This window comes from Streptomyces sp. NPDC032745 (assembly GCF_055579465.1).
On sequence record NZ_JBVING010000008.1, the window covers coordinates 347599 to 372434 of the forward strand.

At 71.6% G+C, this 24836-nt stretch carries 18 protein-coding genes and 2 pseudogenes; 3 read left to right on the top strand and 17 right to left on the bottom strand.

All coding sequences use genetic code 11. The features are described from left to right. Positions 1–11: 11 nt before the first annotated feature. The 6 genes and pseudogenes from ACZ5WG_RS22710 to ACZ5WG_RS22735 all read right to left on the bottom strand — a co-directional run bounded on the left by ACZ5WG_RS22710 (position 12) and on the right by ACZ5WG_RS22735 (position 7681). Positions 12–2819 (bottom strand): DUF5682 family protein, encoded by a 2808-nt coding sequence (locus ACZ5WG_RS22710; protein ID WP_468725445.1) that lies wholly within the window; start codon positions 2817–2819, stop codon positions 12–14. Further along, positions 2816–3928 (bottom strand): ATP-binding protein, encoded by a 1113-nt coding sequence (locus tag ACZ5WG_RS22715; RefSeq protein ID WP_468725446.1) that lies wholly within the window; start codon positions 3926–3928, stop codon positions 2816–2818. The genes ACZ5WG_RS22710 and ACZ5WG_RS22715 overlap by 4 nt, the downstream gene beginning before the upstream one ends. 31 nt (positions 3929–3959) lie before the next feature. Then, the gene (locus tag ACZ5WG_RS22720) at positions 3960–5378 is read right to left on the bottom strand and encodes a vWA domain-containing protein (RefSeq protein WP_468725448.1); all 1419 of its coding nucleotides are present in this window, start codon (positions 5376–5378) and stop codon (positions 3960–3962) included. Beyond that, the gene (locus ACZ5WG_RS22725; protein ID WP_468725539.1) at positions 5375–6805 is read right to left on the bottom strand and encodes a hypothetical protein; all 1431 of its coding nucleotides are present in this window, start codon (positions 6803–6805) and stop codon (positions 5375–5377) included. Before ACZ5WG_RS22725 ends, ACZ5WG_RS22720 begins: the two co-directional genes overlap by 4 nt. Beyond that, a pseudogene (locus ACZ5WG_RS22730) lies at positions 6806–7315 on the bottom strand (hypothetical protein); the annotation flags it as partial. Between the two features lie 87 nt (positions 7316–7402). Then, positions 7403–7681 (bottom strand): hypothetical protein, encoded by a 279-nt coding sequence (locus tag ACZ5WG_RS22735; protein ID WP_468725449.1) that lies wholly within the window; start codon positions 7679–7681, stop codon positions 7403–7405. Between the two features lie 329 nt (positions 7682–8010). Here ACZ5WG_RS22735 and ACZ5WG_RS22740 point away from each other — a divergent pair, with 329 nt between their 5' ends. Beyond that, positions 8011–8346, top strand: coding sequence for a hypothetical protein (locus ACZ5WG_RS22740; RefSeq protein ID WP_468725450.1), 336 nt, complete (start codon positions 8011–8013; stop codon positions 8344–8346). A 133-nt stretch (positions 8347–8479) separates the two neighbouring features. On the opposite strand, the gene ACZ5WG_RS22745 is transcribed toward ACZ5WG_RS22740, so the two are convergent. Beyond that, complete coding sequence (locus ACZ5WG_RS22745) at positions 8480–9076, bottom strand: hypothetical protein (protein ID WP_468725451.1); 597 nt, start codon at positions 9074–9076, stop codon at positions 8480–8482. Between the two features lie 188 nt (positions 9077–9264). Between ACZ5WG_RS22745 and ACZ5WG_RS22750 the strand changes: the two genes are divergently transcribed. Further along, positions 9265–10260, top strand: a complete 996-nt coding sequence (locus ACZ5WG_RS22750; protein ID WP_468725452.1) for an NAD-dependent epimerase/dehydratase family protein — start codon at positions 9265–9267, stop codon at positions 10258–10260. Between the two features lie 246 nt (positions 10261–10506). Here ACZ5WG_RS22750 and ACZ5WG_RS22755 read toward each other — a convergent pair whose 3' ends face one another. Together ACZ5WG_RS22755 and ACZ5WG_RS22760 are read right to left on the bottom strand one after the other, a co-directional pair. Further along, positions 10507–11169, bottom strand: coding sequence for a response regulator (locus ACZ5WG_RS22755; RefSeq protein ID WP_468725453.1), 663 nt, complete (start codon positions 11167–11169; stop codon positions 10507–10509). Next, the gene (locus ACZ5WG_RS22760) at positions 11144–12316 is read right to left on the bottom strand and encodes a sensor histidine kinase (protein ID WP_468725454.1); all 1173 of its coding nucleotides are present in this window, start codon (positions 12314–12316) and stop codon (positions 11144–11146) included. The genes ACZ5WG_RS22755 and ACZ5WG_RS22760 overlap by 26 nt, the downstream gene beginning before the upstream one ends. Before the next feature lie 175 nt (positions 12317–12491). Between ACZ5WG_RS22760 and ACZ5WG_RS22765 the strand changes: the two genes are divergently transcribed. Then, complete coding sequence (locus ACZ5WG_RS22765) at positions 12492–14762, top strand: MMPL family transporter (RefSeq protein WP_468725456.1); 2271 nt, start codon at positions 12492–12494, stop codon at positions 14760–14762. Between the two features lie 33 nt (positions 14763–14795). Here the strand turns inward: ACZ5WG_RS22765 and ACZ5WG_RS22770 are convergent. The 8 genes and pseudogenes from ACZ5WG_RS22770 to ACZ5WG_RS22805 all read right to left on the bottom strand — a co-directional run bounded on the left by ACZ5WG_RS22770 (position 14796) and on the right by ACZ5WG_RS22805 (position 24497). Next, positions 14796–15842, bottom strand: a pseudogene (locus tag ACZ5WG_RS22770) (IS5 family transposase). A 40-nt stretch (positions 15843–15882) separates the two neighbouring features. Continuing rightward, the gene (locus ACZ5WG_RS22775; protein ID WP_468725541.1) at positions 15883–16248 is read right to left on the bottom strand and encodes an ArsR/SmtB family transcription factor; all 366 of its coding nucleotides are present in this window, start codon (positions 16246–16248) and stop codon (positions 15883–15885) included. Between the two features lie 152 nt (positions 16249–16400). Next, positions 16401–16775: a hypothetical protein gene (locus tag ACZ5WG_RS22780; protein WP_468725457.1), complete on the bottom strand. Its 375-nt coding sequence runs from the start codon at positions 16773–16775 to the stop codon at positions 16401–16403. A 253-nt stretch (positions 16776–17028) separates the two neighbouring features. Next, positions 17029–19545 carry an aldehyde dehydrogenase family protein gene (locus ACZ5WG_RS22785; protein ID WP_468725458.1) on the bottom strand — a complete coding sequence of 839 codons (2517 nt, stop codon included), beginning with the start codon at positions 19543–19545 and terminating at the stop codon, positions 17029–17031. After that, entirely contained in the window at positions 19542–20723 is a 1182-nt protein-coding gene (locus ACZ5WG_RS22790; RefSeq protein WP_468725460.1) for a LuxE/PaaK family acyltransferase, read from the bottom strand. Before ACZ5WG_RS22790 ends, ACZ5WG_RS22785 begins: the two co-directional genes overlap by 4 nt. Beyond that, complete coding sequence (locus tag ACZ5WG_RS22795; protein WP_468725461.1) at positions 20720–21856, bottom strand: GNAT family N-acetyltransferase; 1137 nt, start codon at positions 21854–21856, stop codon at positions 20720–20722. Before ACZ5WG_RS22795 ends, ACZ5WG_RS22790 begins: the two co-directional genes overlap by 4 nt. After that, entirely contained in the window at positions 21853–23226 is a 1374-nt protein-coding gene (locus ACZ5WG_RS22800) for an MFS transporter (protein WP_468725463.1), read from the bottom strand. Before ACZ5WG_RS22800 ends, ACZ5WG_RS22795 begins: the two co-directional genes overlap by 4 nt. Then, positions 23223–24497 (bottom strand): phenylacetate--CoA ligase family protein, encoded by a 1275-nt coding sequence (locus tag ACZ5WG_RS22805; RefSeq protein ID WP_468725465.1) that lies wholly within the window; start codon positions 24495–24497, stop codon positions 23223–23225. Before ACZ5WG_RS22805 ends, ACZ5WG_RS22800 begins: the two co-directional genes overlap by 4 nt. Positions 24498–24836: the final 339 nt, after the last annotated feature.

The following is a 24836-nucleotide window of genomic DNA, read 5'->3' on the forward strand; positions in this document are numbered from 1 at the left end:
GGGGAGTGTCGTCAGAGCAGCAGGAGTGCCTCCAGGGCCAGGGCCGTTGCCGGGTGGCGGGTGGTCAGGGTTGCGCCTGCGGGGGTGGGGTCCGACGGGGTCCAGGGGTCGGCACAGCCCAACAGGGCCGCCAGCGCGTTGCACGGCTCGGGGTGGGTGGTGAGCAGTGCGGCGGCCCTGGCGCGGGTCGGCGGCGGCGGTGCCTGCGGGGAGACCTGCCACGGCGGGATCCAGGTGTCCAGTGCCGCGAGCCGGCCCGGGAAGGTCCGGCCGGCCTCGCGGATCAGCAGCGGGGCCAGCTCCGCGCCACCCGAGCGGAGGCCGGTGATCAGGGTCGGCAGCCAGGGCAGCAGCACCGGATCCGGCAGCCGCGCGAACGCGTTCGACACCGCCTCCACCACGAAGTCGGCCAACTGCGGCACCGGCTCCAGCGCCTGCAGGAATCCGCTCAGGTAGTGCGGATAGGCGGGCACCACCAGGGGGTTGCCCAGCAGGCCGTCGCACCGCGCCCGCAGCTCCGCACGGGAGAGCTGTCCGAGGTGCACCTGCGCCGCCCACAGCAGCGCCACCTTCGACGGCTCCTTCGGATGCGACTGTGCGAAGGCCAGCTCCAGCTGGGTCCGGTCGCAGCCCAGCGACAGCGCCAGGCTCTCCATGCCGAACAGGAAGCCCAGCATCGCCGCGACCTGGCGGACCGTCGCGTCCTCGTCGGTGAACGCCGTCGGGAGCAGGGTGCAGTAGTGCGCGTAGCCGGTCTTGACGAACGACTCGATCCACGCCGGCAGCACCGGTTCACTGGTCCGGTAGTGGCCCAGCAGCCGCCGTACCCGCTGCAGCACCTCCGGTGCGCCGTCGACGCTGCGCTCGGTCGCCAGGACCTCCAGGGCGCGTGTGCCCAGTTCGTCGGCGAGACGGCGGCTGCGCAGGTACAGCGTCGCGTCCTCGACGGCCTGCAGTACCGTCTCCGTGGTGGCCTGCGGCCCGTACGCGGTGCGCCGGAGGCGCTGCTCCAGGACCTGCTCGATGCTGACACCCTCGTAGCCGAGCTCGATGAGCGCCCGCTGATGGGTGCCCAGGGCGAGGTCCCACGACTCCTGGATCGGCCGTTCGCCGAGCCGCCGCTCGCCCATGATCGGCCGTGCGGAGCCCTGCGGCATCAGGTGGCGCAGCATCCACAGGACGTCGGAGCACTTCTCCAGTTCGGGACGGGAGGCCATGTCCAGCAAGGCCCGCTGCACACCGCGCTGCTGGAGCGCCGGGCCCAGCGGTGCGAGCCGGTCGTGCACGTCGCGCGCGAGCGGCGGCAGCGCCTCGTAGCCGACCTGGCCGATCCGGTCGCCGCCCATCATGATCTCGACGAGGCGCCGTACGTCGCGCCGGCCCGGCACCCTGTCCTTCTCGATGCAGGTGATCGCCGCGTCCTGGAAGTCGTACGGGGTGGGCTTGGCCCGGTCTCGCATGCCGGCCAGCAGGATCGACGTCTCGAACACGGCGATGGCGTCGGCCGTCGAGGCGAGGTAGCCGCCCCGCCGCGCGGCGCGCACGATCTCCACCGACCAGCCGAGCAGTTCGGCCTCGTCCAGCCGGTCGAGGACGGGCGGACGCTGCAGGAACCCGGAGAGCATGTCCGCGGGGATGCCGGAGGCCGAGTCCGGCGCTGCCGGGACGGATGCCGGGGCCGCCGTCTTCCGCGGCTTCGCCGCCTTCTTGGCGCCCGCCTGCCCCGCGAGCCGGAACGGCTGCACCCGGGTCCGCTTGAGGTTCTTCGCCCACTGGGTCGCGGCGATCGACACGGAGCCGGCGGCGAGGCCGAACTGCGCCTCGATCGCGGCATGGCTGGACGGGATGAGTCCGTACTGCCACGTGCTCGCACTGGGCGGGCTGATCTCGAAGGTGTCGGTGCCTTCGACGCCGAACTCGGCGACGCGGCTGGCCGCGTGGAACGCGCCGCAGACGTAGAGGCAGTCCGCGGGATCGGTGCCCGTCGCGGCGAGGTGTGCGCGCATCCTGGTCCACATGTGGCGCTCGCGGTCCTCGTCCACGCGGACCCGCCCCGGGTCCCCGGGCGCGAGCCGCCGGAACAGGCTGCCGATCAGCAGCATGACCTGCCGGTACGTGTCGTGGTCGCTGTCGCCGAGGGGAAGTTCGACGTACTGGTGCCACCACTCCGACCAGTGCCGCACGCGGCCGTGGTGCAGCAGGTGCTCCTCCAGCTCGGCGAAGCGCGGGCGCAGGTCGCCGATCTCCACGCCGACGGCGTCGCCGTGCAGCGCGGCCTCCTCGTCGGCCGGCGGCGCGTCCGCATCGGCCGGCTCGGCCGCGGACTGCGCCCCGGCCGCCTGCCACTGGAACACGTGGTCCGAGGAGCGGTCGACGAGGACCAGCTCGACGCCCGGCGTGTCCAGTGCATAGGCGATCGCCTGGTACTCGGCCGACGCCTCGGTGATCGGTGCGACGACCGACAGCGGCGCCCATTCGACGGGGAAGCCGTCGACCTCGCTCGCGAACGCCTGCACCGCCACCGGCAGACGGCAGTTGCGCAGCTCGGTCAGGAGCGGCGTCATGTCCTCGCACAGCTCCAGGTAGACGACCTTCGGCTGCTTCTCCCGCAGCCGCCGGGCCATCGCGACGGCCGAGGCCGGCGAGTGGTGGCAGACGGGGAAGACCTCCAGCGGTTCGCGTACGGCGCGGTCGACGTCGTCGACGATGCCGAGGAGGATGCCCTCCAGCGCGTCGGGGACGTCGGCGAAGGCCGTCGCGGCCTCCTGCAGCTGGGTGCGCAGCGCGTCGAAGGCCGTCCCCTCCTGTACGGGACTCATGACAGGGTGGCGATCGCGTTGCGGCCGCCCTCCAGGAACTCCGGCCAGGAGCCGCCCTCTTCCTTGCTGCGCGGCTCGACGACGCCGTGCAGGTACTTGTTGAGGATGGCCAGGTCCTCCGGCTCGCGCCGCGCCAGCGATCCGACGAGGGAGGAGGCCAGCGTCTGGGCGGTCAGGGTGCGCTCGCCGAAGAAGTTGCCGTGCAGGATCGCGTCCTCGAGCACGCCGATCTGCTCGGCGGTCGACAGCGCCGACTCCAGCTTCTCGTCGTCGCTGCCCGCGGCGGCTGCCGAGGCCCGGAGATCGGCGAAGCTCTGCAGCAGCACGTCGAGCAGGGTCGGGGGCACGTCCAGCTCGATCTGGTGGCGGCGCAGCAGTTCCTCGGTGCGGAAGCGGACGATCTCCTCCTCGCTCTTCTTGTTCGTCACCACGGGGATGCGGACGAAGTTGAAGCGGCGCTTCAGCGCGGAGGACAGGTCGTTGACGCCGCGGTCACGGCTGTTGGCCGTGGCGATGATGGAGAAGCCGGGCTTGGCGAAGACGATGTTCTCGCTGTCCAGCTCGGGGACCGAGATGTACTTCTCCGACAGGATCGAGATCAGCGCGTCCTGGACGTCGCTGGTGGAGCGGGTGAGCTCCTCGAAGCGCCCGATCGCGCCGGATTCCATGGCCGTCATGATCGGCGAAGGGATCATCGACTCCCGGGACTGGCCCTTGGCGATCACCATGGACACGTTCCAGGAGTACTTGATGTGGTCCTCGGTGGTGCCGGCCGTACCCTGCACCACCAGCGTCGAGTTGCGGCAGATCGCGGCGGACAGCAGCTCGGCCAGCCAGCTCTTGCCCGTACCGGGGTCGCCGATCAGCAGCAGGCCGCGGTCGGAGGCCAGGGTGACGATGGAACGTTCGACGAAGCTGCGGTCGCCGTACCACTTCTGCGGGATCTCCCGGTCAAGGCCGTCGGAGCGCTCGGATCCCAGGATGAACAGGCGGACCATCTTCGGGGAGAGGCGCCAGGAGAAGGGCTTCGGGCCGTCGTCGACGGACTCGAGCCAGGCCAGCTCCTCGGCGTACTTGATCTCGGCAGGGGCACGCAACAGGTCGGACATGTCGGGGCCTTTCTCAAAAGGATGAAGGGTATTAAGCGAGGAACGTCTTGAGTTCATGGACGAGCTTGCGGATGTGGCCGGAGAGCACCGGCGTGCCGAGGTCCTTGAAGCGCTCCCGGAACCACGGGTTGACGCTGCCGCGGCCGGAGCTGGTCACCGAGCCGACGGGGATGAACTTGGCGCCCGAGCGGTGGATGGCGGCCATGCTCTCGAACAGCGGCTCGGTCTGCCATTCGTAGAAGTCCGAGATCCACACCACGACGGTGTTGCGGGGCTCGGCGATCTTCGGCTGGGCCAGCGCCATCGCGACGGTGCCGTCGGTGCCGCCGCCGAGGTTGGTGCGCAGCAGGGTCTCGAAGGGGTCGTGCACCCACGGGGTGAGGTCGAGCGCCTGGGTGTCGTACGCGATCAGGTGGACGTCCACCTTCGGGAGCCCCGCGAAGATCGAGGCCAGGATGGTGCAGTTGACCATCGAGTCCACCATGGAGCCGGACTGGTCGACGACCACGATCAGCCGCTGCGGCGTCGTCTTGCGCGCGGTGTGCCGGTAGTAGAGACGGTCGACGTACAGCCGCTCCTCCTCCGGGCTCCAGTTGGTGAGGTTCTTCCAGATCGTCCGGTCGAGGTCCAGGTTGCGGAACACCCGCTTGGGCGGCACCGACCGGTCCAGGGCGCCGACCGTGGACTTCTCCACCTGGGTGCGCAGCACCTCGGCTACCTCGTCGACGAAGCGGCGGATCAGGGCCTTGGCGTTGGCCAGGGCCACGCCGGACAGGTTGTTCTTGTCGCGCAGCAGCTGCTCGATCAGGGACATGCTCGGGGTCAGCCGTGCGGCGAGCTTGGGGTCGGCGAGCACCTCGCGCAGGTGCATGCGCTTGACCAGGTCGGCCTCGATGGCGCCGAGTTCCGGGCCGATCGCCGGGATCAGCCGGCTGAGGTCGGGGGTCGTACCGCCGCCGGTACCCGTCGGGCCGACGCCGGCTCCCCCGGCCCGGCCACCGCGCAGCTCTCCCGGCTTGCAGCCGAAGGAGCGCTCCAGCCATGCCGCGTCGGACTGCCAGCGCGACAGCTGCCCGGCGGTGACCGTGCCGGAAGCGGAGGCGAACACGTTGAGCAGTACCTTCGACACCAGGGCGGCGCGCCTTACCTCGGCTGCGCGGTCACGTCCGTCGTCGCCGGGGGCCGGTGAGGCGGGCCCGGTCTCGGGCGGCACCATCAGGCCCTCGAACTCGGCGGCCAGCTCCGGGTGGCGCTGCACGATCGAATCGACGGACACCTGCGGGTCCAGCAGGGCGGTCGGCAGGCCGATGTCCTCGACGACGGCCAGGCTCGCCGACTCGAGCGTCGCCTGCTCCTCCTGGTCGAAGAGCCGGGCGAGGAGCCGCCAGTACAGGACCTGCCGGCGGTTGTCTTCGGGGGCGGGGAGCACCCCGGTTTCCTGTCCGGTCATTTCCGCAGCAGCCTTCCCGCTCGCTCGCGCAGCACCGCCGCGGCGTCGGTGGCCGCCTTCTCGGCCTTCACGCCGGCCTTGTCGGCCGTGCCGCCCGCCCACGCCCCGGCGTGCACCGCGACCGCCTTCTTCCGTACGCTGGTTTCGACGGCGAGCGGCTGGACGGTGAACGTCCCGGCGTCCCAGCGGAGCAGGCCGATGCACGCGCTCGACGCCGCAACGGCTTCCGGGGTGAGGGGGCCTGCGGTCGGGATCCGGTCCGCGTCGACGGTGAGTTCGCTGCCGGCGGTGGTCCACGTCAGTGCGCCGTCGTCTTCCTTCCGGGTGGCGTAGCCCTCCAGGAAGACGGGTACGGCGATCCGCGCGGGGTGCCGGTCCAGCGGCGCCGTCGCCGCAGCGGCCGCGGCGGGCAGAGCCACGCGGGCGGTGGCGAAGGCGTCGGCGGGCTCGCCCGAGCGCGCGTGCGCCTCGCTCCAGATCAGGTCGCCCTCGGCGGTGATCGGCATGTCGGCGAGCTCCATCGAGCGGCCTTCGCCGGCGGCTGCCAGCAGCGACATGTGCGGGCGGAGCAGCTGCCACAGGCCTGCCTCGACGACCGTGTCGGGCTTCGGCACCGCGACGCCGGCCCGGACCAGTCGGGGTGTGGAGCCGTCCGCAGGTTCGAACACCGCATGGACCTGGGCCTGTACGGCGGTCGCGTGCTCGTGCAGGTCGATGCCGAGGGGCAGGAGCCGGCCGGTGGCCGTGCCGGTGGCGGGTACGCCGGCGGCGCCGGGCAGCGTGAGCAGCAGGGCGCGCGACCACAGGTCGGCCCAGCGGCGTGCGGGGATGCGGTCCAGGGACACGCCCGGGCAGGAGGCGGCCAGTTCGGCGGCGAACCCGTCGAGGAGCGTCGCCAGGCGGCGCAGCTCCGGGTCGGGGAGCATCGCGGAGACGACGGGCGCCGACCCGGAGACCAGGTCGTGGTCGATGCCCTGCCAGCCGGCGCGGGCGAGATCGGAGAGCCAGGAGCGGGCGGCGGCGAGCAGGTTCGGCGCCTGCTGCCCGCCGGACACGGGGGCGGTCTCCTCGCTGCGCGCCCGGCCGGTCACCTCGTCGACGCGGGTCGTCAGTGCGTCGTGGACGGAGCCGAGCAGTGCGGTGCGGGCGGCGGCGAGGGCCACGAAATGGTCTTCGCCGGCGGCTCCGGCCGCTGCCTTCCCGGCCGCTTCGGCGACCCTGGCGGCCAGCGGTGTCCCCGCGACGGCCTGGGCGAACTCGGTCAGGCCGGCCGCCTGGGCGGGACGGGGACGGAGCAGACCGGCGACGAGAGCCGCGTCGAAGGCATCGACGGCAGCGAGGGCCTCGTCGAGCCCTTCGATGGTTTCGGCGAGCAGGCCGGTGCGCTCCCCCGCGCCCGGACCGGGCTCGCGCGGGGGCACCCCCATCGCCGACGCCCTGGTCGGCGGGAACCACTGCATCTCCGGCAACGGTGCGGTGGTCGGGGCGAGTTCCAGGTAGGCCAGGTGGCGCAGGAACCGGCTGAAGACGGGCGCAGCGGCCTGGTTGTCCCCCTGCGGAGGACGGGTGCTGCTCATGTCGGCGGCGATGCTCAGTGCAGTGGGCTCACCGTCCGGGGCGTCGACCCGCAGGTAGCGGGCGACGCGCGGGGCGCCGTACTGGAGCACCGCCTCGGTGATCAGGGCCTTGATGTGGTTGCAGAACGAGCCCCGTGCGCCGCCGCAGGGCCGGTTGTTGTTGGTGCTGCAGGTGAACGCATGGGTACCGGCCGCGACCGACGAGACGTAGACGCGCTCTATGTCCGAACCGCTGGACACCACGCCCTGCAAGCGCCCGTCGGCCAGCTCGACGAACGGGACCTTGGCGAGCTTGCGCGGCCGCGCGGGTGGTACCACCCGGGCCGTGCTCGACCTCTCCCAGTCTGACAACGCACCCATCTCCTATGCAGCAAGGGGAGTTCCGCGCCGATCGGCGGGACATTGCTGAACATAGGCGGGAGCACTGACAATGCCCCGGTCACGGCCTCAGGCGTCTGCGACCTGGGCCACCCAGCCGTACGGGAGTTCCGCGCCGTCGACCGTCACCGCTTCGACGGTGCGGGTCCTCGGGTCGATGTCGGCCTGTACGCCCTCGCCCGCGTACCGCGGATAGCCGGATGCCCCGAATTCGCCGGTGGCCTCGACCGCCGCGGTGCGCAGCACGCCGCGGCGCGGGGAGCCACCGGGCTCGGTGAGCCCCGGGCGCAGGACGACGGTGTACCGGTCGGGGGCGGCGGCGGGGCCGGGTGCGGCGGAGGAGTTCATGCAGCCCAGGCTAAGGGCTGTCCCGTAATCCCCGGTGGATCAGCGCGCGGCGTCAGATGCGGTGCATCGCAAGGCGGAGGAGCGTCCTCATACCGGGCGTATCCGGGCGCTCCGACAACGCGGCGAGGTGCCGCAGCTGTCGTCGTGCGCCCGCCGGGGGTTACGGGACAGCCCTTAGCCACGGACCGGGCGTCCGGCCGGTATCCCGGGGGGTGGCGGAGTTGCGCGGCCCGGCGGGAGCGCCGAGGGTGATGCCGTGTGGTGTTGCCGATACGGGCCGGCGCCGAACACCGGCCTCCGGGGCAGCACCCCGTACAAGAGGAGCGAACATGGCTGAACCGGCCGACGGGCCTTCGTGCGAGTACAAGACCGAGCACTTCAAGGCCACGGAATACCGGACGGGCGACGGCAGACGCACGGTCCGGGTGAAGGGTGTGGCGGCCTGCCCCTCTTCGGGCTTCCGGCTCGCACTGGAACTCGCCAGCCCGCCGATCGTGGCGACGCCCGAGGTGCTCCACCTCAACCTGGTGGAGCAGGACCCCACGGGCACGGTCCTCCCGGTCGTCACCGACACCGAAGTCGCGGGCGAGTTCCCCATCGGGAAGGAGGTCGAGTGGGTGCTGCTCCGCAACCTCGGCATCAACATCCCGGTCACCAGCGGCTAGGGAACTCACCCGTTCGGGCTAAGGGCTGTCCCGTAAAGATCTCCGAGTCAGCAGGACCGTGATCGGCTCCGACGCCGCGATCACACCAGGCACGACAGAGATCATTTACGACCGGCACCAGCCGGGGACAATCTCAGCCGAGGAAGTCCTTCCAGAACGGCACGGACGCCTGCGGAGCCCAGGGTGCGTCCTCGTCGACCTCGCCGAACTCGTGGTCGATGTAGTCGGCCAGATCGTGACCGTAGTAGATGATGTCGGTTCCCCACACCGACAGGACCGGATGTCCCGGAGTGTCGCGACCTGCAGGTATGAAGCGGTGCGCGTAGACGGGAACGAGTTGTGGCGCTCGTGCAAGTACCGCTCGGGCCACCTCCACGGCCTCTTCATCAGAGGTGGGACGCGCCCCCAGGGCCCGATGCCAGCTGCCATGGGCGACGTCGCCCAGCACTTCTCGTACCGGCCACTCCAGCCGGTGGCGCAGGTCGTCTTCATCAGCGTGACGCCAGTCGGGCCAGGGCTGCTGCCACGTCGCACCTTCCTCGGAAGGTGAGGCAACCGGCAGCCCTGCCGCCAGGAAAGCACGATGCTCCAGGGAGAACTCGAACCCGTAGGCCGCCTCGATCCGGCTGAACTCTTCCTCCGTGAGCCCTGGAGCCATCTCACAGCAGTCCGCCTCCGCCAACCGCCGCGCGGCCTCCGCACCCAGCCAAGCACCATCAAAGTCGATCACTCCGGCACCGTACCCACACTGCGCACATGGCATCGCATTCTTTTCTGCCCTGACGCGGGCCTCCAGGTCATTGCGGGACAGCCCTTAAGGGGTGTCCGCCGCCGCAACGGCGGACCCGAATCCATGGACGGGTCCGCCGTCAGCGAATCCGTCTGGATGTTCGAAGTTCCCGATGCTTGGGTGTCGGCATGGAGATCCTGGTTCTGGGCGGAACTGCATGGGTGGGCCGGGAACTGTCGCGGCAGGCGACCGGGCGCGGCCATCGCGTGACGTGCCTCGCCCGCGGCGAAAGCGGCGAAGTCGCCGACGGGGCGCGGCTGGTGGCCGCGGACCGCCGCGACCCATCGGCGTACGAGCCCCTGCTCGACCGCGTGTGGGACGCGGTCGTCGAGGTGTCCTGGCAGCCGGGCTTCGTCCGTGGGGCGCTCGACGCACTGGGCGGCCGGGCCCGGCACTGGACGTACGTCTCATCGGTCAGCGCCTACGCCTCCCACGCCACGCCGGGGGCGGACGAGTCCGCGCCGCTCCTGCCTCCGACGGACCGGAGCGAGGTCGACCGCGCGCTGTACGGCGAAGCCAAGGCGGCCTGCGAGCAGGCGTCGGCGGCCGCCCTGGGCGAGCGCCTCCTCATCGCTCGCGCCGGCCTCATCGGCGGCCCGGGGGATCACAGCGGACGCTCCGGTTACTGGGTGGCCCGCGCCGCTCGCGATCCGCACGGGCCGATGCTGGTTCCCGATGAACCGGCCGCACCGACGCAGACGGTCGACGTACGGGACCTCGCGGCCTGGCTGCTCGACGCCGCGGAGAACGGAAGCACCGGGACGTACAACGCCGTCGGTCCGGTCCTGCCGTTCCGGGAGTGGATCGAGCTGTCCCGTACGACGGGCGGGCACACCGGCTCTGTGGTCACCGCCGGCTCGGCGTGGCTGCTGGCGAACGGCGTGGCCGAGTACATGGGGGCCGAGTCGCTGCCGATGTGGCTGGTCGAGGCGGGCTGGGAAGGCTGGTCGGCCCGGGACGGGTCCGCGGCGTACGCCGCGGGACTGCGGCACCGGCCCCGGGCGGAGCTGCTGGCCGACACGCTGGCCTGGGAACGCGAGCAGGGTCTGGACCGGCAACGGCGCGCCGGCCTCAGCGCGGGGCGCGAGCACGAGCTGCTCGACGCCCTCGACGAGGCCGATTAGGGCGCGTACCGAGTCGTGATCACCGGGTGGTCCTGGTGAGGTCTTTGATCCAGATCATCGAGGCGTGCAGGTGGAGACTGGCGAGGTAGCTGTCGGGAGTCTTGTCGTATCGGGTGTCTCACCGTCCCAGTTCCGGCCTCCTGGTACGTCACGCTCTGGGGCGGGTGAGGCACGTGGAGCCGACGTGAGCCGACCGGTGCACTGATGTCCGGCCGGGGACTCATGGGACATGGCCCGGCACCCGGCTCAGGTTCCGGGGAGGATACGGCGCGTTTCGTAAGCCCACATCGCGATCTCGACCCGGTTGCGGGCGCCGAGTTTGGCCATCAGGCTGGCCAGATGCGTCTTCACCGTGCTGAGGCTGATGCGCAGTGCATCGGCGATCTCGGTGTTGGTCAGCCCGCGAGCGACGGCGAGGAGCACCTGCTCCTCGCGGGCGGTGACGGGGGAGACCGGCTGGGCCACGGGCCGGCCGGCGGGCAGGTCCGCGAATGTCTGGAGCAGACGGACGGTGACGCTGGGCGCGATGAGCGCCTCACCGTCGGACGCCGACCGTACGGCCTGCGCCAGAAGGTCCGGTCCCGTGTCCTTGAGGAGGAATCCGCGGGCGCCGGCACGCAGTGAGCCGTAGACGTACTCGTCGAGGTCGAACGTGGTGATGACGACCACGGCCAGCGGGTCGGCGACGCCCGGGCCGGCGACCAGCCGGGTGGCCTCGAGCCCGTCGAGTACGGGCATGCGGATGTCGAACAGGCAGACGTCGGGGCGTAGTTCGCGGGCCAGACGTACCGCTTCCCGCCCGTCGGCGGCCTCGCCGACCACCTCGATGCCGGGCTGGGCGTTCAGCATGATCCGCAACCCGGTGCGGATGATCGTCTGGTCGTCAGCGACGAGGACGCGAATGGACACCGCTCTCGCTCCTCGCTCTCGGCAGTTCGGCTTCGACATGCCAGCCCCGGTCAGTACCCGGGCCGGCTCGTAGTATGCCGCCGAGCAGGGTCGCGCGCTCGCGCAGTCCGGTAAGTCCGTATCCGTCGCGACCCCGGCCGGTGCGCCGGCCGTTGTCGCGCACGCTCACACGTACCGTGTGCCGTTCCGCGGCGACCCGGACGACGAGCTCGGTCGCGTCGACCGCATGGCGCAGCGCGTTGGTCACCGACTCCTGCACGATCCGGTAGACGGCCGCGTCCACGGCCGTGGGCAGCGCGTCCAGTTCGCCGTCGAGCCCCAGGTCGACCCTGAGGCGACCACCCGGGGTGCGCACCAGGCGCTCCAGATCCGCGACTCCGCCAGGGGGCGCCAGCTCGGCGCCGACCCCGCGGTCGCGCAGCGCGGCGACCATGGCGCGCATTTCCTCCAGCGTGCGCGCCCCTTCCTCCTCGACCCCCTCCAGCGCCTCGACGGCGGCGGACGGGTCGGTGCCCGCCAGCACCCGGCCCGCCTGGGCGATGATCACCATGGCCGACACGTGGTGGGCCACCGTGTCGTGCAGTTCCCGGGCGAGCTGCTCGCGCTCGCGGGAGCGCACCTGCTCCAACTGCCGCTCGCGAGCGCTCACCCGGAACCGCACGGCAGCCCCGACCACGCCGGGCAGCAGCAGGAAGACGTAGCCCACGACCTTTTCGACGACCGGGGTCCCGTCCGTGACGACACACAGCGCGCCGGCCACGAGGATCACCGCGCCGCCCAGCACGATCTCGCGTCCCGATCCCCACCGGGGCAGCGCGTACACCAGCACGAGCACGACCGCGCCGGTGTACAGGCCGACGGGCTCGCGCGTTGCGGCGACGAGCGAGGCCACCGGCAGCAGGATCACCGAGCCGAACGCCAGCGTCACCGTCGCCAGCGGGCGGGTCCGGCGCCACAGGGGCAGCAGGCACAGCCATACGGCGAACACCACCGCCACCGGCCGCCACACGACGTTCTCGCGCAGGGTGGCTTCCAGCGCCACACCGGCAAGGCCCGCGGCGAGCAGCGCCCAGTCCCGCCGCACCCGGGCGGGCGCGTCGGGCGGCCGGGGTTCGGTCCACAGGGTTCGCAGGTCGTCTCGGAGCACGGTTCTCAGCCTAGGGTCCGCGGCGTGCCGCGCATCGGCCGAAAGGACGGGTCGTCACTCCGCCCCGGGGCCGACGGATCCGCGGCCCGCGGGCCGATGACGCGGAGCGCCGTGGCGACGAGCCTCGGCATCGGCGGCCGTACAAGGACGGCCGCCGAAGTGGTTGGAGGACCCGATGCTCTCGAATGCCCTGTTGCGCCTGGGCGCAAGCGCCGCCCGCCATCCCTGGCGGGTGATCGCGGCATGGCTGATCGCCGCCACGCTCGCCGTCCTCGCCGCCGTCGCCTTCGGCGGGCGTACCGCGGACTCGATGACCGCTCCGGGACTGGACTCCCGACGGGCCGCGGAACTGATCGAGCGGGCAGGCACCGGCCAGGAGGGGATGACCGCCCAAGTGGTCGTCACCCCCCTCGACGACGGTGCGACGTTCTTCGACGACGACGGCGTGCGCACCGCTCTCACGCGGCTGCGGGCCGAGGTGAAGCGGCTGCCGCACGTGCTCGGCACGAGCGACCCGGCGGGGGCGCTCGACACGGGCGGGGACACCGCCGTGCGCGGCGGCTTCGTTTCGGCCGACGGGCGGATCGCGGTCGTCCGGGTGCAGTACCCCGACCAGAGCCGGCTGTCGGCCGAAGACCTCGACGCCCTCGTCGATCTCGGCGACCGGCTGCGCGCCGAGCTGCCGCTGCGCATCGAGATGGGCGGGAACCTCTTCTACGCCTTCTCCGACCCCGACGGCGGCGCGAGCGAGCTGATCGGCCTCCTCGCCGCGGCCGCGATCCTGTTCCTGGCGTTCGGTTCGCTCGTCGCCGCCGCGCTGCCGATCGGCATGGCGGTCTTCGGGCTGACCGTCGGGGTCGCCACGATGACGGTACTGGCGGGGGTGACAGAGGTCCCCACCTTCGCACCGGTCCTGGGCAGCATGGTCGGGCTCGGAGTGGGCATCGACTACGCGCTGTTCGTGCTCGCCAGGCACCGGGAGTACCTCGCGTGCGGGCTCGATCCGCAGGCGGCGGCCGGACGAGCGGTGGCAACGGCGGGGCGGCCGGTGGTCTTCGCCGGCGGCACCGTCGTCGTGTCGATCCTCGGCCTGGCGGTCGCGAACGTGCCGTTCATGACGGTGGGCGGGGTTGCCGTCTCGATCGTCGTGCTGACGATGGTGCTCGCGTCGGTGACGCTGCTGCCGGCCTTCCTCGGCGCGGCGGGCCCGCGCCTGGCCCGGGCCGGCCTGATCGGCCGGGCTCTGCAGACCAGGAAGCTGGGCCGACTCGCACGGCGGCGGGACCCGGCGGCAGGCGCCGCCCACGCCGCCGGGTGGCGTCGCTGGATCGGGCACGTCGGCCGGCACCCGGTGCCGTACGCGGTCGGCGCGGCGGGGCTGCTGCTGACCGCGACGCTGCCCGTGCTCGGCCTGCGCGTCGGCCTGCCCGACGACGGCTCACTGCCGCAGAGCCGTACTGAACGCCGGGCCTACGACCTCGTCGCCGAGGGGTTCGGCCCGGGCACCAACGGTCCCCTCGTCATCGCCGCGGACCCCACCGGTGATCCGGGAGTGCTGGACCGACTCGTCGGGGCGGTCGCGGCGGATCCGGGCATCGCATCCGCCGCGCCGACGCACATCGATCGGGCCACCGGCATCGCGACCCTCGTGGTGTTCCCGACCACCAGCCCTCAGGACAAGGCCACGGCCGACACCATCGCCCGGCTGCGCACCGACGTGCTGCCCACGGCGATCGGGGACGGCCCGGCCAGGGCCCACGTCGGCGGCGCCGCCGCGAGCCTGTCCGATGTGGGCCAACGCACCAGCCAACGCCTGCCGGTGTTCGTCGCCGCCGTGCTGGCGATGTCGTTCCTGCTGCTGATGCTGGTCTTCCGCTCGATACTCGTACCGCTCAAGGCGGTACTGCTGAATCTGCTGAGCATCGGCGCGGCCTACGGCATCATGGTCGCGGTCTTCCAGTGGGGCTGGGGAGGCGCACTCATCGGACTGGAAGCGACGGTTCCGATCGTGTCGTTCATCCCGATGTTCCTCTTCGCCATCCTGTTCGGCCTGTCGATGGACTACGAGGTGTTCCTCCTCTCCCGCGTACGCGAGGAGTACCTGCGCACCGGCGACAACGGCACGGCGATCGTTGAGGGCGTCTCGGGCACCGCCCGGATCATCACCTCGGCCGCCCTCATCATGGTGGCGGTCTTCCTGTCCTTCGCCGTCGCCGAGGACCCCTCCAGCAAAATGTTCGGGCTCGGCCTGGCCACCGCGATCTTCATCGACGCCACGGTCGTACGCATGGTGCTGGTACCGGCGACCATGACACTCCTCGGCCGGACCAACTGGTGGCTGCCGAAGTGGCTGGACTGGATGCTTCCCCGCGGCCCGGTCGGCACCGACGACACCGACGCGGAATCCACGGGTGAAGCCCCGCGTCCACGGCGGGTTGACCGTTGACTCAACTCCTGCCTGCCCTTGGCGTCCGGCACCTCAGCGCGTCACCCTGGTGAGGTCCTTGATCCAGATCATCGAGGCGCGCAGGTGGAGACCGGCGAGGTAGCTGTCGGGATTCTTGTCGTATCGGGTGGCGCTGCCTCGCCATGCTTTGAGCTTGTTGATCAGGCGTTCGACGGTGTTCCGCTCCTCGTAGAGATCGGCGTCGTGGCTGACGGGTCGGCCACCTCTGGAGCCCTTCTTCTTCCGGTTGGCGGCCTGGTCCTTCTTCTCCGGGATGACCGCCTTGATACGGCGTTTGCGCAGGTAGGCGCGGTTTCCGCGGGACGAGTATGCCTTGTCCCCGGCGACCGCGTCCGGCCGGATGCAGTGTCGGCCGACGGGCCCGCGTACCCGCACCTTCTTCAGGGCGGGGATGAACTGCGGGCTGTCCGCTGCCTGGCCTGTGGTCAGGATGAACGCCAGCGGGCGGCACTTGCGGTCGGCGGCGACGTGGACCTTGCTGGTCTGCCCGGCCTCTGGAACGTCCGAGGAGGGCGGCCTTCAGCCGGAGTTTCCGCCGACGCCGGATGCGTCGTCGTTCTTCCAGCGCGGGATCACTTTCGGTCCCTTGCCCGTTTGGCTCTTCGAGGCCGCCCCCTTTTACCTGGCCTCCTCCTCCTCGGCCGCGGCTTTCTCCAGGGCGGTGACGACGTCCTCGTCGAGGTGCATCCCGGCCGCGTCGTGGTGGGCTCGGGCGGTGGTGGAGTCGACGCTGACCAGGGACAGGTCCACCTCACCCCGCTTCGCGGCTTCAGTGATCAGGCCCTCCAGCAGGGCCTCGAAGACGCCGGCGTCACGCCACTGCCGGAAGCGGTTGCGGACGGTCGACCAGGCGCCGAACTCAGTCGGCATCTCCCGCCGCTGCCCGCCCGTCCTGAACCGCCAGATCACGCCCTCGAACTGCTGCCGCAGTCGCTCGGGGTACGGGCCGTACTCGCCGATCGGCAGGTACGGCTCGATGAACTCCCAATCCGGATCGGTCAGTTGCACTCGCGTTACGTAAGACCGTCTATCGGACCGGACCGTGCCACGAACGCACATCCCGCAAATTGATCACGACTCGATACGCGCCCCAGCGCACTCAGCGGCCGGGACCCGGCCCCGCAGGGCCGGTCCGGGGTTCCACCTGCCGGAGTTCGGCGAGGAGTTCGCTCTTGCCCACCAGGAGCTCGGTGAGGATACGACGGGCCGCGCGCAGGAGTTCGGCGACGTCACCGCCGGCGAGGGCGTAGTTGACGGTCGCACCCTCGCGCGTGGACACGACGATTCCGGAGCGGCGCAGGACCGCCAGTTGCTGGGACAGGTTGGACGGCTCGATGTCGATTTCGGCGAGGAGTTCGCGTACGGGCATCGGACCGCTCTGCAAGAGCTCCAGAACGCGGATACGGACGGGGTGTCCGAGCATGCGGAAGAACTCGGCTTTCGCCTGGTACAGGGGTACCTGCATGCTCACGAACGCTCCTGCCGTTGCTCGACCGCCACCACCGCTCATCATTCCGCCCGTTGGGCCCACGCGCGCCTCTGGTTGACCAATTTCGGATGTGCCGGATTGAAGAGTTCTTCAATTCGTGGGCATGCGTGGGCCCGAGAGAGCGGCGGCTAAAGCTCCAGAGCGGATTCGATGCGCTTGAGCTGGTGCCGGGCCATCGCCAGATTCGAGTTGGCCTTGTTCAGTACGACGTACAGGAACAGTCCGTTGCCCCCCCGGCCCTTGAGCAGCCGGATCAAGTGGTACTGGTTCCCCAGCGTGATCAGCAGGTCCTCGATCTCGTCCTTCAGGCCCAGCATTTCCATGGCGCGGACCTTGGCCCGGATCACGTCGGTGTTGCCTGCGGCAGCGACCGCCAGGTCGAGATCCTTGCCGCCACCGAGCGTTCCCAGTGCCATCCCGCTGGTGTAGTCGACGAGTGCGACCCCCAGGGTGCCCTCGATCGAGGTCATCGTCTCCTTCAGGGAGACTTCCACGTTCGCCATCGGCGCCCGCTCCTTCTTCTCTCCGTCCACGCCCCGCGCCGCTTCCGCTGCACGCGGGACCTCTCTTGTGAGACCGACGCTACTGAGCGTGCGCGGCAGTGTGAGGAGAACGGGGGATTTGACGGAAAACACCTCCTCCCCCGTCTAAGATCCGCACGGCACGCACGGCACGCACGGCACGCACGGCACGCACGGCACGCACGGCACGCACGGCACGCACGGCACGCACGGCCGTGCAGCCGTGCAGCCCGTGCTACCGCCGGCGGTCCACCACGGCGAGGAGCTTCCCGCTCGTCGCGGTACGGGACAGGGCCGTACCGTCCACCACCTCGACCGTGAAGTCGAGCAGCTTCTCCGCCACCGCCGACCGCACCTCGGGGTACCCGGCCAGGAAGGCCTCGCGCGCCCTGTCCGGGTCCGGGGCGTGGGCGCTCTCCATCCGCAGGGTGAGGCCCTCACGGACGGCCCCTGCGGTCAGGACGGCCTGGAGCTCGCCGCCGTAGCGCAGCTGCTCCTGCGCGATGGCCAGGAATCGGCGGTAGTTGAGGAAGTACGTCGCCACCCGCATCACCTCGCCCAGCCGGCCCAGCAGTTCGAAGCGCGGGGCGTGGCTTCCGCAGGGGCAGCGGCCGGGCAGGGCGCGCCCGAGGTCGCCGATGACGTACCGGTCGAGGAGCTGGCCCCGGCGGGCACGCGTGGTGAACACGAGCCGGCCGGTCTCCCCCGGCGCCACCGGGCGGTCCTCGTCGACGTCGACGATCTCCAGGGTGTGCAGGTCGGCGTGGAGGTGGTGGACGCTGCCGCTGCTCTGCGTGCACTGGTAGCCGAGCGGGCCGAGGTCGGTGCTGCCGTAGGTGATGGAGTGGATGACCTCGATGCCGAACGTCTCGCGCAGCGTCCTGCGCTGTTCGTCGGTGAAGTGCTCGCCGCCGTAGTAGATCTTGCGCAGGCCTCCGTACGAGCGCAGCAGGCCGGCCTCCTCGTGCAGGAGCTGCCAGAGGTACGAAGGCATGCCGAAGAGCGTGTCCACCTCGTACGCGGCGATCATCTCCGCGGTGGCCCGGTGGTCGGAACCCGCGGCCATCGGCATCTGGACGCCGCCCAGGCGCTCCAGGATGGAGAAGAAGCTGATGAACCCGCCGTACATGCCGCCGCAGTAGAAGAGGTTCGCCGTACGGTCGCGGGCCGGGTCGTAGCCGGCGGCGAGCAGGCCGCGGGCGGCGGCGTGCATCTGCGTGTCGTAGTCCTCGTACGTGAACAGCGACAGGGCGGGCGTACCCGTGCTGCCCCCGCTGCGGAAGTACAGCTCGGCGTCGCTCCGGTCGACCCCGCGATTGAGGTTCTGGACGGCGGCCTTGTCCAGCAGCGGCCCGGTGGCCGGCGGGAAGACGGCCGGGCGGGCGAGGTCGTCGAGGCAGGCGGTGGCGGCGAAGCGCCCGTCGGCCTGGACGGCGACGCGCCGGCTGTAGCGCTGGAGGGCGTAGACCCCGTCGTGCGGTTCCCCGGCGTAGCCCGCGGTCATGGCGCCGACGGGCGTGACCCGGGTGGCACCGGCGGCCAGGACCAGGCCCGAGAGCTCGGCGATGTCGGTCCGGCTGCCCGCGATGCCCGCCGTCTGGAGGTAGCGGCGCATGGGACGCAGCGTCGCGATGAGGCTCTTGCGGGGCAGCGGCTTCACCCAGACGCTGCGGTGCAGCGGTGAGGCGGTCAGGGCCGGCCGGCTGTCGGCCATGACCCGCCACGTGCCGTCGGGGGCGGCGAGTACGCGGGTGAGGCCCAGGTGCTCCTCGAGGCGGGCGAGGTGCTCGGTGGTGGTCAGCTCGGCGTACTCGGCGGGATCGAGATCCGCCGCGGCGGGCGCCGGCTGCGCGTCCAGGGCCGCGGCGAGGCGCTCGGCGAACGCGTACAGCGCCTCGGTGTTCCCGGTCTCGGTGTCGAGGTAGACGACCTGGGGGCTGGAACAGGCCTGCTGCTCGAAGACGCAGACGTCCCGGGCCAGGGCCGTCAGCGTCGCCTCGTCCGCCCAGGCGTCCTGAGTGAGGTAGGCGAAGGAGATCTTGTGCCCCCACTCCACCAGGCGGCAGCCGGCCGGGACATGGGCGGCGACGCCTTCGACGGCGGACTCGCCGCCCCAGACCGCGACGGCGTCGGCGGGGGCGCACATCAGGCGCAGCCACTCCTGGCGGGAGGAGGGGAAGCGCAGCACGATGATGCGCTCGGCGAGGGCCCCGCTCGGGTCCTGCGCGGCGAGTTCGGCGAGGAGGTGCTGGGCGAGGAACGTGTCGGAGCTGCTGGTCTTGAGGACGTTGACGTTCCCGGCGAGGAGTCCTTCGATCAGGCTGAGCGGGGCGACCGTGGCGGCGTTGCCGGGGGCTATGTGGGCGACCAGGCCGACGGGCGCCCAGGCCTCGTACACCGTCTCCTTGGCGTCGGGGCGGTTCAGCCGCTGCGGGGCGACGCTGCCCAGCTCGCGCCGGAGCTTGCGGGTGAGGGAGCTGCGGCCGAGGAAGTCGGCGAGTTCGGCCAGGAGTTCCTCCCGGTCCGTGTCGCCGTCCACGGGCAGGTGCGGGGCCAGCCGCTGCCGTACGCGGTGGCCGGGGTCCCGCAGGGCGCGGGAGAGGGCGTCGCAGGCGGCGAGGACGGTCTCGGTGTCCAGCGGTGCGCCGAGTGCGGCCTCGACGGCGGTGGGCAGGGTGGCCAGGCGACGGGCGGCCTCCTCGTCCCCGATGAAAGTGCCCTGCCAGTAGTGGTGGTTGATGGTGTCGGTCATGACATTCCCTTCATCAGTTCGGCGGCGGCCACGGCACAGCTGCGGTTGCGGCTGACACCGGCCCGGCCGTGGATCGTGAACCACGGGGTGGTCAGCTCGCAGCCGCACTCCTCGCCCGGGTGGAGCGAGGCGAGGTCGCCCATGACGACGCTCTGCGCCGGTACGGAGGTGATGTACGGGGACACCAGGTGCAGGTAGCCGCGCTCGCCGTACGGGAGGGGTTCGAGGGTGCGGGTGGAGCGGATGAAGACGCGGGACCAGACGGGTGCGTGGAGGTTGTGGTGCGCGCACTCGATGTACGGGATGCAGTGCTCGACCGACCCGAAGGTGTCGCGGATCCGCTCGGAGGGGACGCCCAGCTGCTCGGTGACGCGCGCGTACAGCTCGTGCTTGCCGATCTGCCGGTCGGTGTGGCCCTTCCAGCCGCCGCCGAGGATGATCAGGGATCCTTCCGGGAGCTTCAGCGGCTCCAGGCCCATGGCGCGCATCCGCTCCAGCGTGAACCAGAGGAAGGCGGGGAAGCCGAGGATGCGGACGGGCACGTCGTCGGCGGCGAAGCGGCGCAGCGCGGCGACGCAGCCGAAGGGGTCGAACTCGTGGCCGTTGCCGGTGTTGCGCAGTGCGTACTCGACCTGCCGGGCCGGGGCGAAGTCGCACAGGTAGTTGTCGGTGAACGAGGTGCCCAGGTTGAGGTCGCGGGCGGGCTCGTAGCTGTAGAGCAGGTAGTTGACCGGCTGGTCGGGGGTGATCCAGCCGTTGTGGTCGAAGATGCGGGCGACCATGCGCTGGGCGGACCGGATGGTCCACTCGTCGAAGAACATCTGCGACTTCTGTCCGGTGGTCCCGGAGGAGGTCAGGTGGAGGTGGACCTCGTCCTCGGGTATGGACAGGACCTCGTGGCGCTTGAAGAAGTTCGCGTGCACCAGGGGCGCCTCGTACGGGGTGTCCGGGCGCTCGCCGTCGTACAGGCTGCGGAAGAACGGGGACCGGTCGCGGTGCCAGGTGTTGATCTCCGCCATGGCGGCGGTGAACAGCTCTTCCTCGGCGGGACCGGAGGTGTAGGGCGCGGTCAGGTCGCAGAGCTGCTGGACCCGGCCGAGGGCCGCGGCGTCGGGGACGCCGACGGGGGCGAGATGGGGTTTCGAGGGGGCCGTGGAAGGGGTCGTGGAAGGGGTCATGAAGCAACCTCACGTACGGGCAGATGGGTCGACGCCCAGGCCGACACATAGGAATCGAGGAAGGGCTGGAGGGGCGGGTCGACGACCACGCCGCGGAAGTCGATGTGCTCGGTGGTCCGGGACATCACCACGTAGTCGTGGAAGCCGTCGCCGTCCCGGCGCATGGCCGGGTACAGGGCTCCGGCGATGAAGCCCTGGGCGGCGAAGGCCGAGAGCGCGGCGTGGTGTTCCAGGGGTACGAGCGCCTCCACGTAGCCGGCGCCGGCGCGGGTGAGGGTCCGGGTGACCGGCTCCAGCCAGCCGGCGGCGGCCGCCGGGTCCGGGTGGGCGGTGACCAGGGCGCAGTAGCCGCCGGTGCGGTTGAGGTAGGCGTACACCTCGAAACCGCCGTCGTCGGGGGTGAGGAGGATGTTGGGGGTGTGCAGCGGGTAGAACCAGCGGCCGGTGTCCGGGAAGTGCTGGTGGAAGCGGCGGCGGACGAAGGCCGGCGCCTCGATCATCTCCAGCGGCCGTACGGCCGGCCCGGCGGGCGCGGGCTGGGGCGGCGTGGGCCGGGCGTCCGCGTAGCTGATGCCGAGGCTCGCCCCTGCGGTGCGCAGGAGCGGCACCAGGGAGGCGGGCACCTCGGCGACGGGCACCCGGCGGTCCAGCACTCCGGGCGAGTGACGCGCGTAGAGTGCCAGGCTCTCGCGGCTGCTGAGCTCCACGGCGTTGGGCAGGATGCCCAGGGGGCGGAAGCCGTTGCGGGCCACGACGCGTTGGGGTCCGGCGCTGACCGTACGGACGGTGGCGTACACCGAGTCGAGCGTCCCGGCATCGAGCGTGCCGGCGCACACGGCCTCGGTCAGCTGCCCGGCGAGCCCGGATCCGCGCTGGTCGGGGTGGACGGCGAGCCCTTCGAGGCGGCCGACGCGGCTGCCGGGTTCGCTGTGGACCGCGGCCGATCCGGCGAGGGCGCCGGTACGGGGGCAGCGGGCGACGAGCCAGAGGGTGTGCGGGTCCCGGATGAGCCGGGACATCTCGGCGGGGTCGGTGCCGAGGGCTGTCGGGTAGTGCGGTCCGTAGACGGCGTAGTAGAGCTGGCGGAGATCGGCTATGTCGGCCGGGGTGGCCTGCTCGATCACGGCGGTCATCGCGCGCCTCCTGTGGGGGCCGGCGCGGGCGCGGAGGGGACCGCGGCGCGGTCCGCGGCCTCGGGCGCGGGCTCGGGACCGTTCCCGGGCTCGGGACCGTTCTCGGCGGACGGTTCGCCCGCCGGGCGGGAGTGCCCGGGCAGCAGGGCCAGGGCCAGGGCGGCGGGCACGAGTCCGGCCGCCTGGATCAGGCACAGCGTCTGGGCGGAGAGGTGGTCGCCGAGGAACCCGAAGAGCAGCGAGGCGACCGGGAAGGTCGCGCCGAGGACGGCCTGCATGACGGCGAAGAACGCGGGCTTGTCGGCGGCCGGAACCAGCCGTTGGAACAGGGCCACGAAGCGGACCCCGATCACCCCGACGCACCAGCCGGTCACCAGCAGGGCGCCCGCGATGACGGGCCGTGCGGCGATCAGGCCGGGTACGGCGAGGGCTGCGGCCATCGCGGCGAGGCACGTGGTGCCGACCACGGCGGGCCGGCCGGGTACCCGTGCGCCGGTGAAGGACCCGACGAGCGTGCCCACGCCGAGCGACGCCTCCAGGAGGGCGACGGTGCCGCCGTCGCCGTGCAGTACGGAGGCGGTGTAGAGCGGCATGACGACGAAGACGGCCGTGGTGAAGAGGTTGGCCGCGGTGAAGCACAGCAGGATGCCGCGCACGTACGGCATGGCGCCGAGGATCTGACGCAGTGTCCGACGCGGTGGCGCCTCCTCGCCGTCGGTACTCGCATCATGCGACCCGGTAACGGCATCGGCGGTGCGGAACCGCGCGGTCGCGATGAGCACGGTGGCCGTGGCGTAGGCGGCGGCGCATCCCACGGCGAGGCCGGCCACCCCGGCCGCGTCCACGACGAGGGCCCCGAGGAGGGCTCCGCCCAGGCTCGCCAGCGACTGGGTGGACAGCTCGAAGCCGGTCGCGGCCTCGATGTCCGCGTCGTCCACGAGCTCGGGCACGGAGGTGGTCAGGCACGGGTCGAAGAAGGCCTGGCAGGTTGCCAGGGCCAGGGCCGCCGCGTAAGCCGCCGGGACCGGCAGGTCGCTCGCGCAGGCCCAGACGGCCAGCGCGGCAGCGGTCGCTCCGGCGCCGCCGGCTGCGGTGCGCAGCAGCGAGCGGTGGGCGAAGCCGGCGATGGCGCGGGCGACGAGCGGGGCGAGGACCACGGCGGGCAGCGTGCTGACGGCCATGAACAGCCCGGCCGCGAACCCGCCGTCACCGGAGGTGGCGTAACCGATGAGCCACCAGGAGATGCCCACCTGGAACATGCGGACACCGGCCTGGGTGAGCACCTGGCCCAGCCATACGGTCCCGAAGGCGCGGTTGCGCAGGACGAGGGGGAGCCGCCGGCCGGCGGCCTCGGATGCCGGGGCGCTCATGCGGTCGGCCTCTCGTCGATGACGCGGACGAGCTTGCCGGAGCGGGAGTTGACCACCAGCTCGCGGTGGCTGGCCCACTCGACGCGGAGCGGGTGGACGAATCCCGCGGCGACGCTGTCGGGGTAGAGCGGCCGGGCGGTGTTCAGCCCGGTGACGACCTCCTTGGCGAAGACCTCCAGGTCGGCCGGGTCCTGGCCGGGTGTGGTGGCCAGCCGCAGGACGAGGCCGTCTCGGCCTTCCCAGCGGCGGACGACGAGCTGCATGCCCGTGACCCTGCCCTCGGTGTCGGCCTCGGCGACGGCGTCCGTGGCGTCCTGCCAGTACAGCGAGACGGGGCCGACGCGTACGCCCTCCTCGGCGCGGCCGAGGATGCGGAAGGCACCGCCCTCGGTGTCGGTCCACTCCGCGCGGTCGCCCGCGGGGTAGCGGATGACCGGCATGAGGCGGCGGAAGAGCTGTGTGACGACGACCCGACCGGGCCGGCCCGGCTCGCGGATGGGTTCGCCGGTCGTCTCGTCGAGGATCTCGACGACGGTGTGCGGGGCGAACGGGCGGTGCGTGCGCGGGTCGTCGTCCGTGCCGGGTACCGGGCGGCCGAGGAGGCCGCCGTCGACGCTGGCGTAGCCGAGCGAGCGGGGCGTGGCGTTGGGGAAGGCGGCCGAGAGGAGGCGGCGCTGGTCGGCGAAGAGGGCTTCGCCGCCGAAGAACAGGAGCTCGACGCCGGGCAGTCGGCGGCCGGCGGAGGTCAGGTGCTCGGCGAGGCGGCACAGGGTGGTCGGGGTGCCGGCGACGACGTGGGCGGCGAAGTCCTCGAGCGTGGTGACCGTCGACTCGAGCGGGGCGCCGCCGCCTATGGGCAGCCGGACGTTGGCGACGGGGGCGTGCGCGAGCGAGTCCAGTATGAACAGGAAGCTGGCGTAGAGCTCGCCGGCGTAGAAGAGGTCGGCGACTCTGTGTCCGGGCCGCAGGCCGGCGTCGACCATCCCGGCGCCGAAGGCGCTGACGAACTCCTGCCATTCCTCGCGGGTGTAGCAGGAGAACCGCGGCGTCCCCGTGGTACCGCCCGTCTTGAACACGACGGCTTCCCCGAGGGGGGCGGTGAGGACGCGGTTGTCGTGCAGGGTGTTGGCGGCCCAGAACCTGTCCTGGTCCACGACGGGCACATCGGTGATCCGGCTCACGTGCGGTGGCAGGTCCGCGTAGAGGTCGGCGTAGAAAGGAGAACGGTCACGGGCGAAACGCACGAGGTCTGAAAACTGCTGGACGGGCATGCTGCCTTTACCTCGAAAGATGAAAGTTGAAATAGGCGGGATACGGGTGACGCGTCGGGGCGGCGTGGCGGAACTCACACCACTCTCACCCGTTGATCAGTCAACAATGCGAACGTTGCGCAGAGTTGGCGAGCGCGGCCGCAACCTGATGTCTGTTCACATGATGAGACAAGAGGAACGCACCGCCAAATCGATCGAGGCCCGCCTCGGCCATGAACGGCAGACTTCTGGCCTGCGGGGCCGAAACCGCGCTGACGCCGGGAAACGGGGAGACAACCGCGGCGCAGCCCACCTGGGCAGACATCTCCCGGCCCCGACCCCATCACAATGTCCGGAAAC